At 65.2% G+C, this 10664-nt stretch carries 9 protein-coding genes; 4 read left to right on the top strand and 5 right to left on the bottom strand.

Annotation, left to right across the window (positions count from 1 at the left end):
- Positions 1-167: 167 nt before the first annotated feature.
- From D2E24_RS10480 to D2E24_RS09000, 3 genes are read right to left on the bottom strand one after another with little or no spacing between them, the layout of a single operon-like run.
- Entirely contained in the window at positions 168-3209 is a 3042-nt protein-coding gene (locus D2E24_RS10480; protein WP_241222945.1) for an ABC transporter permease, read from the bottom strand.
- Positions 3206-3580 carry a hypothetical protein gene (locus tag D2E24_RS10660; protein WP_241222946.1) on the bottom strand — a complete coding sequence of 125 codons (375 nt, stop codon included), beginning with the start codon at positions 3578-3580 and terminating at the stop codon, positions 3206-3208. The genes D2E24_RS10480 and D2E24_RS10660 overlap by 4 nt, the downstream gene beginning before the upstream one ends.
- 2 nt (positions 3581-3582) lie before the next feature.
- Positions 3583-4284 carry an ABC transporter ATP-binding protein gene (locus D2E24_RS09000; protein WP_125969008.1) on the bottom strand — a complete coding sequence of 234 codons (702 nt, stop codon included), beginning with the start codon at positions 4282-4284 and terminating at the stop codon, positions 3583-3585.
- A gap of 217 nt (positions 4285-4501) precedes the next feature.
- Here D2E24_RS09000 and D2E24_RS09005 point away from each other — a divergent pair, with 217 nt between their 5' ends.
- Positions 4502-5122, top strand: a complete 621-nt coding sequence (locus tag D2E24_RS09005) for a TetR/AcrR family transcriptional regulator (protein WP_125969009.1) — start codon at positions 4502-4504, stop codon at positions 5120-5122.
- A gap of 107 nt (positions 5123-5229) precedes the next feature.
- Here D2E24_RS09005 and hemW read toward each other — a convergent pair whose 3' ends face one another.
- Together hemW and lepA are read right to left on the bottom strand one after the other, a co-directional pair.
- Positions 5230-6489, bottom strand: coding sequence for a radical SAM family heme chaperone HemW (gene hemW, locus D2E24_RS09010; RefSeq protein ID WP_125969016.1), 1260 nt, complete (start codon positions 6487-6489; stop codon positions 5230-5232).
- A 128-nt stretch (positions 6490-6617) separates the two neighbouring features.
- Positions 6618-8498, bottom strand: a complete 1881-nt coding sequence (lepA, locus tag D2E24_RS09015; RefSeq protein WP_125969010.1) for a translation elongation factor 4 — start codon at positions 8496-8498, stop codon at positions 6618-6620.
- Between the two features lie 227 nt (positions 8499-8725).
- On the opposite strand from lepA, the gene rpsT reads away from it, so the two are divergent.
- The 3 genes from rpsT (at position 8726) to D2E24_RS10370 (ending at position 10593) form a co-directional block, all read left to right on the top strand.
- Complete coding sequence (rpsT, locus tag D2E24_RS09020) at positions 8726-8986, top strand: 30S ribosomal protein S20 (RefSeq protein ID WP_125969011.1); 261 nt, start codon at positions 8726-8728, stop codon at positions 8984-8986.
- A 121-nt stretch (positions 8987-9107) separates the two neighbouring features.
- A complete protein-coding gene (locus tag D2E24_RS09025) occupies positions 9108-9332 on the top strand; it encodes a hypothetical protein (protein WP_125969013.1) in 225 nt (74 codons plus the stop codon).
- 130 nt (positions 9333-9462) lie between these two features.
- Complete coding sequence (locus D2E24_RS10370) at positions 9463-10593, top strand: competence protein CoiA family protein (protein ID WP_164521076.1); 1131 nt, start codon at positions 9463-9465, stop codon at positions 10591-10593.
- Positions 10594-10664: the final 71 nt, after the last annotated feature.

Consider the following 10664-nt stretch of genomic DNA (forward strand, 5'->3'; position numbering starts at 1 on the left):
CCGGTTCCGTGTACGGCGTGTCTCCTGCGGCGTGCGTCTGTGTGCTGGGTGTCGCTTTCCGTAGGTTACGCCGGACGTGGGTCGGATGGGCGGGCCGTGTGTCCCGTCGTGCGCGTCGTGCGCGCGGGGGCGCCCGGTCGGGGTGTCCCGCGCGCACGACGGTATCGTCATTCGACGGATTTGAGCGCGGCGAGCATGTCCACTCGGCGGAGCCGGCGGTGGACCACTGCTCCGAGCGCGGCGATCACCGCGCATACGAGCGCGAGCGGCGCGACGAACGCGTTCCAGACCAGGCCCGGGTCGAACATGACCTCGTCGGGCGGCACCACGTCGATGATGTAGCCGTGCAGCCATGCGCCGGACGCGTATCCGGCGAGGATGCCGAGTGCGGACAGGGCGATGGTTTCGCGGTAGATGTACATGGTGGTCTCGCCCGTGTGGAAGCCGAGCACCTTGATGGTGGACAGTTCGCGGATGCGTTCGGACACGTTGAGGTTGGTGAGGTTGTAGAGGATGACCACGGCGAGCATGGCGGCCACGAGTACGAGCACGTCCATGATCTGGTCGAGCGAGTCGACGATGGTGGCGACCTGGTTCTTCATGGTGGTGTTCTGCACCACTCCCCTGACGCCGTCGTTCGCCATGAACCGCGCGCCCTGCTCTTCGGCGTTGTCTGCGGAACGGTCCTTGAGCCGCACGAGGTAGGCGTTGGACCGGTAGTCGCCGCCGAACGCGTGCGTGTGGCCTTCGGACGACATGACCATGAGGTGTCCGATGTACATTTCGCTCACGCCGTCGACGCGCACCGTGTGCTTCGCGCCGTCCTCGCCGGTGACTTCGATGGAGTCGCCTTGGCCTACGCCGAGGACAGCGGCCAGTTTTTCGGAGACGATGGCGCCGTGGGAGGTGGGGATCAGCGTTCGGCGGTCGTCGCGCGAGCGCAGGGTCACGTAGTCGGGGAGGTTGTACGTGTCGTCGGAGACGATGAGCGTGATGGACTGTTTGTCGCCGTCGGCGCCGGCGGCTGCGGTGAGTTCCTCGTAGCGTACGGGCAGGGCGTCGTCCACGCCTTCGTCCTCCATCAGGTCCTTGACGGCCTCGCGTTGTTCGTCGTTGTCGTCGGAGCGTTCGGCGACGATCATGTCGTAGTGGACGATCTCGTCGAACTGGCGTTCGCTGATCTGCGCGATGGACCCCTGCACCCCGAGGCCGGCGACGAGCAGGCAGACCGAGCCCATCACGCCGAAGATGGTCATGAATCCGCGCGCCTTGTAGCGGAACAGGTTGCGTGCGGTGACCTTGCGGGTGAAGTTGAGCCGGTTCCAGATGGGGGTGACGCGTTCGAGGAGGATGGTGGAGCCGTTCGCCGGCGGTTTGGGCAGCAGGAGCGCGGCGGGCCTGTCACGCAGTTCGCGTGCGGCGGCGAGCACGGCCGGTATGACGGCGCTGGCCCAGGCGAGCAGGAACGCGGCCAGGGTGACGCCGGGGTGGAAGGCGAGCGTGATGCGCGGCATGGTGAATCCGTCGCTGTAGGCGTGGCAGACGATGAGCGGCAGCAGGGTGTGTCCGGCGACGACGCCGATGACGGTGCCCGCGGTGGATGCGGCGAACCCGTAGACGGCGAATTTGCGCAGCACGTCCATGTCGGTGTAGCCGAGCGCCTTGAGCGTGCCGGAGTTGACGCGTTCCTCGTCGACCATGCGCGCCATGGTGGAGAAGGTCACGAGCGCGGCCACGAGGTAGAGGAACACGGGGAAGATCATGGCGAGCCGGTCCACGATGTTCGCGATGACCTCGTAGACGCGGTATCCGTTGGAGGTGAGGCCTTCGCGTCGGCCGTCGATGGAGTAGGCGGGCACTTCGAGGGTGTCGACCTTCTCGCGTGCGAGCGCGATCTCATGTTCGGCTTGGGCGATCTTGCGTTCGGCTTCGGGTTTCGCCTCGTTGAATTCGTCCAGTTTCGTCTCGTATTCGTCTTCGGCCTTTTCGACGTCGCGTTGGCCTTGGATGAGCTGCGTGGCGCCGTCCGTCAGGGCGGCGGACGCTGCTGCGGGCGCAGTGGAGGCGACTTGGCCGAGTTCGTCCTGTTTGGAGGCGAGCTGCCATGAGGCTTCGGCGAGTGCGGCCGCGTTCCTGTGGTATTCCTCGTCGCCTTCCTGCAGTTGGGCGGCGGCGTCGTTCCATTGGCCAAGGGCGCTTTGGTAGGCGCCGAGTTGGCCGTCGTATTGCGCGGCGGCGTCGTTGTAGGCGGCGAGGGCTTTGTCGTATTGCGTTTTGACGGTGTCGTATACGGTGCCGGTCAGGCCGCTTGAGGCCCATCGGTTGAGGAGTTCGCCGGTGTTGTCGAGTATGGTGCGGGCGGCGTCGAGTGCGGTGCGGGCGGTGTCGAGTTGGGTTTTGGCTTGGCTGAGCTGCCGCCAGGAGTCGGCAAGCTGGGTTTGGCCTTGGGTGAGTTGTTGGGCGCCGGCGGCGAGTTGGGTCTGTCCGGCGGTGATCTGCGAGCCGGCGGAGGCGATTTGGGCGAGAGCTTCGGCGAGTTCGGCGGTCGCGGCGCTTCCTTGGCTGGCGGTTTGGTCGACGGCGTCGATTTGGCCTTGGGTGAGTTGGTCCTTGGCGGTTTCGATCTGCGTCTTCGCGTCGGTGAGTTGTTGTTCGGCGTCGGCAAGCTGCCGTTTCGCGTCGTCGAGGTTGGTCTGCGCCTTGTCGATTTGGCTGCGGCGTTGTTCGCGGATGGATGCTTCGCGGGCTTGGGGTTGGCCGGCGAGGCGTTTGGTCAGGGTGTTTTTGTGTTGTTGGACGCGGTCGTGGTATTCGTCGGTCCAATAGTCGACGTGTTGGGTGTCGGTGAAGGTGATGCGGCCGATCATGGTCACGTCGGAGTCGAAGGTGTCGGCGGTGACGACGCCGTAGCCGTCGAGTTCGCCGCCGCCTGCGGTGGATTGGCCCATGTTGAGGTCGGAGATGGTTTCGCTGGCGTCGACGAATCCGACGATGGTGTAGGTGGTTCGGTTGAGGATGGTGTCGCCGGCGAGATCGGGGGTTTCGGTGACGTCGATGATGCCGTCGATGGCGAAGCGGTCGCGTTCGGCGGAGTTGAGGGCGATTTCGCCGGAGCGTTCGGGCAGTCGGCCTTCGGAGACGTGGTATCCGGATACGGTTTCGGGTTTGGAGTAGAGGCGCAGGCTGTGTGTGGAGCCTTTGACGGTCACGTCCTTGAGTAGCCGAATTCGGCCTGGCGTACGCCGGCGGTGTCGCGGATGATGGCTTCGTCGTCCTCGGTCAGGCCGTAGTCGCTCATGACGGTCACGTCGGCGAGGTTGTGTTCGGCGTAGAAGGCGCGGCCGGTGGCCTGCATGTCGGGGCCGGTGGCGAACAGTCCGACGAGCGCGAACGAGCCGAGCGCCATGAGGCTGACGATGGACAGGAACCGTCCTTTCGATTTGGCGAGGGTGACGCGGATGTCCTTGCGCAGCATGCGTTTGCGCGGGGCACTTCGGCGCGCGCGATGGGGCGTGCGGCGCGCGTTCCGCTCCGTGTGCGGCGGTTCGTGCGTTTCGATGGAGGTCGTGAGGTTGGTCATGTCTACCACTCCAGGTCCGTGATGTCCATGGGATGCGTGTTGGTTTCGATGGATTTGACGCGCGCGTCGTGCATGTGGATGACGCGGTCGGCGATGGGCGCGATGGCGGAGTTGTGGGTGACGATGACCACGGTGGCGCCTTTTTCGCGGCTTTGGTTCTGCAGGATGCGCAGCACCTGTTTGCCGGTGTTGTAGTCGAGCGCGCCGGTGGGTTCGTCGCACAGGAGGATCTTGGGGTTCTTGGCGACGGCGCGTGCGATGGCGACGCGCTGCTGTTCGCCGCCGGAGAGTTGGGCCGGGAAGTTGTTCACACGCTCCCGCAGGCCGACGTCGATGAGCGCCTGCACCGGGTCCTGTGCGTCGCGCACGATTTCGGAGGCGAGTTCCACGTTCTCCCTGGCGGTGAGGTTGGCGACGAGGTTGTAGAACTGGAAGACGAAGCCGATGTCGTGGCGGCGGTATTCGGTGAGCTGGCGGGACGTGTAGTCCGAGATGTCCTTCCCGTCGATGACGACGCGGCCTTCGGAGTTGGTGTCCATGCCGCCGAGGATGTTGAGCACGGTGGATTTGCCGGCGCCGGACGAGCCGAGGATGATGGCGAGTTCGCCTTTCTCGATGCCGAAGCTCACGTCGTTGTTCGCGGTGATGGTCGTGTCCCCCATCCGGTAGTGCTTGTAGCTGTGCACCATCTCGATGTAGGCCATGCCTGCCTTTCCTTTCCAAAATGGACAACGTGTTGATTTGATTGCATGATGGTAGGAGCGGCGAGCGGCCCGCGTCAATCGACAGTAGAAGCGTTTCCGTTCAATCTGAACGGTTTCCGAAGAACTGTCGATTCAAGGGCTAATCGGACGACATGTTGATATAATGATGCCCGGCGGCCGATTCCGCGCCGTCGGACGATTCGACGGGGAGGTCGGCATGGCGGCGGTGACCGGACAGCGCAACACGCGCACCGAGGCCAGGATCAAGGCGGCGTTCACCGAACTGCTGCGGTCGAAGGGGTTCGATGCGATGAGCGTGAGCGACATCGCCCGCACCGCCGGCATCAACCGCGGCACGTTCTACATGCACTACACCGACAAGTTCGACCTGCGCACCCGGCTCGTCGACGACGCCGTCGACGACCTGACCCGCATCCTCATCGACGACGCGGACCGCGACGGCGTCACCGTGACGCGCGACGGCACGGCGGTATGCGACGCGTTCCAGTCGCGCGCGATCGCGCAGGCGCTGCGCTACATCAGGGACGACTACGCGTTCTTCGACGCGATATCCCGGTCCGGCAACGACATGCAGCTGTACGACCGGCTCAAGAAGACCCTCAAGCAGCTCATCGTCACGCAGGCAACGCATCTGGGCGTCGAACCGCAGGAATCGTACAACGGGATCCCCGCCGACTACGCGATGGAGATCCTCGTCTCCGCGGTGTCGTCGATCATCTGGCTGTGGCTGCGCCGCGGCTGCCGGGAGACGCCCGAGCAGATCTGCGCGATCATCGAACGCAACAAGACCACCGCCCCCACCGACATCCTCTGGTGATGCCGGTCACCGACCGCATCGCAGTCCGTAACGTTTTTCGCGGAAAATCGGACCGATTTGTAACGTTTTTCCTGAAAAATCTGGTGGTTTCGTAACGGTTTCCGGAATCAGACGCCGGCGAGGTCGAAGAAGCGTTCGATGACGGCGTCGTTGAGCAGGCGGCCTCGACGCGTGGGGACGATGCGGGCGTGGCCGTCCGCATCGCATCCGACGGTGATGAGTCCGTCGTCCGCGAGCGCGGTCAGGTCGCCGACGCCGATGGTCCGGAACGGGGAATCGTGACCGTCGCGTTCGAGCATCGTGATGGTCCGGTTGACCAGGTCCAGGTCGAGGCCCTCGCGCAGGCGCAGGCCGAGCATGATGAGCTCCTCGAGATGCTCCCCCGGCGTGATCGATTCGCTACCGCCCCACGGCACGCACCTCTCGTTGATCGCCGCGCCCCACATGCGCGGGTGCGCAACGTCCCATGCGCGCAGCGCATGGGCGGACGGCGACGCCGGTCCGCGAGCGCCGTCGGCCTCCCCGTCCGCCGCGCCGATGGGGGCCTCGTCGATGTCGGTCACATGGTTGTAGTGGGAGTGGGCGCCGGGGCCGAGGCCGGCCCAGTCGATGTTGCGCCAGTAGCCGAGGTTGTGGCGGCTTTCGTATCCGGGGCGCGCCCAGTTGGAGATCTCGTACCATTGCAGTCCGGCTTCGGCCAGCGTGTCGTCCGCGATCTCGTATTTGGCGGCCTCGTCGTCGTCATCCGGCTTGGGCAGGATGCCGGCGGCGATCTGACGGCCCATCTTGGTGGTGGGTTCGACGGTCAGCGCGTATGCGGAGATGTGGTCGACGCCCAGGTCGACGGCGGTGCGCACGGAGGTGCGCCAGTCGTCGAGGCTCTCCCCCGGGGCCCCGTAGATGAGGTCGACGCTGGAGCGCAGGCCGGCCTTGTCGGCCGCGCGCACGCCGGCGGCGACGTTCGCCGGTGTGTGCGTGCGGTCGAGGGTCTTCAGGACGTGCGGCACGGCCGACTGCATGCCGAACGAGACGCGGGTGAAGCCGCCGTCGGCGAGTTCGCGGATATAGTCGGCGTCCACCGTGTCCGGGTTCGCCTCGGTGGTGATCTCGGCGTCCGGGGCGACGCCCCACGTGTCGCGGATCGCGTCGAGCATGGCGACCAGGTCGCATGCGGGCAGGATCGTGGGCGTGCCGCCGCCGAAGAACACGGTTTCGGCGGCCGGCTCGTCGACGCCGTGCGCGAGCTGCCAGTCGCGCGTCAGGCGCATCTCGCGGATCACCATGTTGGCGTAGTTGCCGCGCGAGGCGCCGGCGCCCAGGTCGCGTGCGGTGTAGGTGTTGAAGTCGCAGTATCCGCAGCGTCGCATGCAGAACGGCACGTGGACGTACACTTCGAACGGCAAGACACTCCCCCTGTCATCGGTGTGGATGGGATGATGGAACGGTGGAAAACAAAGGCTCCCTCGGGTGAGGGAGCCGGAACCGGAGCGGCGGATCAGCCCTCGGTCTTCTGGGCGGCGCGGATCTTGTCCTTGGTGTCGCGGTCGTTGCCCTCGTCGCCGGTGGACAGCGCGGCGATGAACGCCTCCTGCGGCACCTCCACATGGCCGAGCATCTTCATGCGCTTCTTGCCGGCCTTCTGCTTTTCGAGCAGCTTGCGCTTACGCGTGATGTCGCCGCCGTAGCACTTGGCCAGCACGTCCTTCCTGAGGGCGCGGATGTTCTCGCGCGCGATGATGCGCGAGCCGATTGCCGCCTGGATCGGGATCTCGAACTGCTGGCGCGGGATCAGCTCGCGCAGCTTCTTCGTCATCATCACGCCGTAGCTGTACGCCTTGTCGCGGTGCACGATCGCGCTGAACGCGTCGACCTTCTCGCCCTGGATGAGGATGTCGACCTTCACCAGGTCGGCCGACTGATCGCCGTCCTCATGGTAGTCGAGCGACGCGTAGCCCTTCGTGCGGGACTTGAGCTGGTCGAAGAAGTCGAACACGATCTCGGCCAGCGGGATCCGGTAGTGCATCTCCACACGGTCGACGGAAATGTACTCCATCGTGCCCATGATGCCGCGATGGTCCTGGCACAGGTCCATCACCGCGCCGATGAACTCCTTGGGGGTGATGATGTCGGCCGCGACCATCGGCTCCACGATCCGCTTGATCTTGCCGTCCGGGAACTCGCTCGGATTCGTCACGTGATGCTCCGAATTGTCCTCCGCCGTCACCTCGTACGGCACGTTCGGCGCCGTGGAGATCAGGTCGAGGCCGAACTCGCGGTCGAGACGCTCGCACACGATCTCCATGTGCAGCAGGCCGAGGAAGCCGCAGCGGAAGCCGAAGCCGAGCGCCACGGACGTCTCGGGCTCGTAGATGAGGGCCGCGTCGTTGAGCTTGAGCTTGTCGAGCGCGTCGCGCAGGTCCGGGTACTGGGCGTTGTCGATCGGGAACAGGCCGGCGTACACCATCGGCTGCGGGTCGCGGTAGCCGGAGAGCGGCTCGGCCGCGCCGTTGCGGTCGGTGGTGATCGTGTCGCCGACCTTCGACTGGCTGACGTCCTTCGCGCCGGTGATCACGTAGCCGACCTCGCCGGCGCCCAGCGCCTTGGTGCGCATCATGTCGGGGCTGATCACGCCGATCTCGATCGGATCATGGGTCATGCCGATGCCCATCATGTGCAGCTTCTCGCGGTCGCGCAGCTCGCCGTCGACCATGCGGATGTAGGTGACGATGCCGCGGTACGAGTCGTACACGGAGTCGAAGATCAGCGCGCGGGCCGGCGCATCCGGATCGCCCTTAGGCTCGGGCACGTCCATGACGATGCGATCGAGCAGTTCGGCCACGCCCTCGCCGGTCTTGCCGGACACGCGCAGCACGTCCGACGGGTCGCAGCCGATCAGGCCGGCGATCTCCTCGGCGTGCTTGTCCGGTTCGGCGCTGGGCAGGTCGATCTTGTTGAGCACGGGGATGATGGCCAGGTCGTGGTCGATGGCCATGTACAGGTTCGACAGGGTCTGCGCCTCGATGCCCTGCGTCGCGTCGACGAGCAGCACCGCGCCCTCGCATGCGGCGAGCGCGCGCGACACCTCGTACGTGAAGTCGACGTGGCCGGGGGTGTCGATCATGCCGAGCGTGTACTCGGTCCCGTCGAACGTCCACGGCACGCGCACCGCCTGCGACTTGATGGTGATGCCGCGCTCCTGCTCGATGTCCATGCGGTCGAGGAAGCGGTCGCGCATCTCACGTTCGGGCACGATGCCGCTCAGCTGCAGGATGCGGTCGGCCACGGTCGACTTGCCGTGGTCGATGTGCGCGATGATGCAGAAGTTGCGGATCAGCGACTGGTCGGTATATCCGGGCTTGTTCTTCGGTTCGCTCACCTGAGCCGTCTCCTCCGTGGTCGTGGTCTATGGTCCGTCGCGGCCCGCCCGTCGTTCCGGCGCGCTCCATGGCGCCGGGCGGCGGACCGCATTCGCTAAAACCACCAGCTTACCGGCCCCTCTCGGCATTCGCACGCGACACTCCACCGTCGGCTTACGGTTTATCGGCACGCCGTGTTATCATCTTCGCTTGTATGTCCTTATAGCAAACGTCGTTTGGAGTAAATGTGGCAAACATCAAGTCGCAGAAGAAGCGCGTGCTGACCAACGAGAAGGCACACCTGCGCAACGTGTCCGTCAAGTCCGGTCTGAAGACCGCCATCCGCGCCACCCGCGAGGCCATCGCCGCCGGCGATAAGGCCGCCGCCGAGGCCGCCTACAAGAACGCCGCCCAGAAGCTCGACAAGGCTGCCGGCGCCGGCGTCATCCACAAGAACCAGGCCGCGAACCGCAAGTCCGGTCTGGCCGTCGCCATCAACGCGATGTGATTCTGACCCGGACAGGGTGCTGAGGGCCCGCGATCCCCGCTGGGATCGCGGGCCCTTTCGTTGTTCCGGACGCCGCATGGCGCGCCTTCCGTCCCGCCGCGGAACGGATATACTGTCGCCTATGAGATTGCCCAAGCTGTCCACGATGTACATCGCCGTCGCCGTGTTGAATGCCCTGTCGCTCCTCGCCGAGCTTGCACAAGCCGACAGGAACATGACCCGAGCCGCGGCAAGAGGCATGACCGCCGTCGCTTGGATTCTTCTTGCCCTGATGCAGCTTCGTCGCGAGCGCGACGAGCTTGACTGCGATGACGCCGAGGAAACTCCGGCCGTGGCGGCTGCATGACGCGCCGTCGCCGGCCTGCATTTCAACGGACCGATGCTCGACGGTAAGAATCCCCCGATCGCATCATCGATGCGCGAAACAAGGGAAGACGATATGAAAGCACTCCCGGCCTCCGGATTCAGGTACGCCCATGGATAGCGCGATCCAGGTGGTGAACATGGCCGGGGCCGTGCAGGTCTCCGCGCAGGAGGTCAACGACCGGTTCCACGGCGACGTTCCCGCATCGGTGCGGTTCTACTGTCCGTTCTGTTCCAGGCCCGTCATCACGCGGGCCATGGGGTGGGACTTCGACAGCAGACGCAGGAATCATGTGCCGAGAACCCGCAACCCGCATTTCGCGCATCGTCGGAAGGACGACTGGGCGAAGAACTGCGAGGCGTACCATGCGGGTTCCGGCACGGCACGCGAGGAGATGACGCTGCCGCTGCTCATGTTCCTGCGGCGCGAGCCCGGCGGCAATGCACGGTTCCGGGTCGAGATCGCGCTGAGGCGTCGCGGCCTGGCATCCGTACCGAGCCGCCTGCAATCGGAGGACACGATCACCGTGGACGACCGTCCGTATTCGCTGCGCGAGCTGTTGACGGACCGACGCAACACCATCGTGCTGACCGATCCGCTCGGCCGACTCGAGTCCCGCATCCGGATACCGCAGCAGTGGAGAAAGAACGTCGGATGCGTGCAGCAAAGCACCGGCATCATGATCTTCTCCGACTCGTTCGGATCCAATGGCGGACGCCGTCTGCCGGAACGGTCCGCTCTGCGATCCGACTGCACGTACTACATCGTGGCAGGAGAGAAACGGATGAAGGGTGCACGATCATGCTTCGATCGAGCGGAGTCGATCGGCAGCCTCGCGGGCGACGACCAGCTGCACGTATATGCGGTCAGTGTCTCCGGTGCCTCCCGGCGGAAGAACGCCGTCGACGATTGGCTCAGCCAATACGGATACTGCCTGTCCGACGTGGACCGTGCAGCCCAGCTGATGTGGCCGCCCAGTCTTCGCTCCTGGGGCGTGGACGAGCCGCTTTTCCGGAACTCCTCCCCCACGTACCGGTTCCCCTACCGGTTCAACGACCATCCCATGCAGGATGCCGTCACCTCCAAACGACTGCATCCGGACCCTCGCGCACGGGAGATCGGACTCATCGGATTCGACCATCCCGACGCCGTCGAAGCGCAGACGGAATGGTTCTGCGCATTCTTCAGGCTCTTCGCATTTTGGTGTGTAAGGGCCGTGCGGTTTGATTCGGTGTGTGATTGAAAAAATGAATGAAACCGCGCGGCTTGGTATTGAGTCTAGCGCGTTCGACGGCCGGGTCCTGCTCGGCCTGG

This window comes from Bifidobacterium samirii (assembly GCF_003952945.1).
Lineage (GTDB): Bacteria > Actinomycetota > Actinomycetes > Actinomycetales > Bifidobacteriaceae > Bifidobacterium > Bifidobacterium samirii.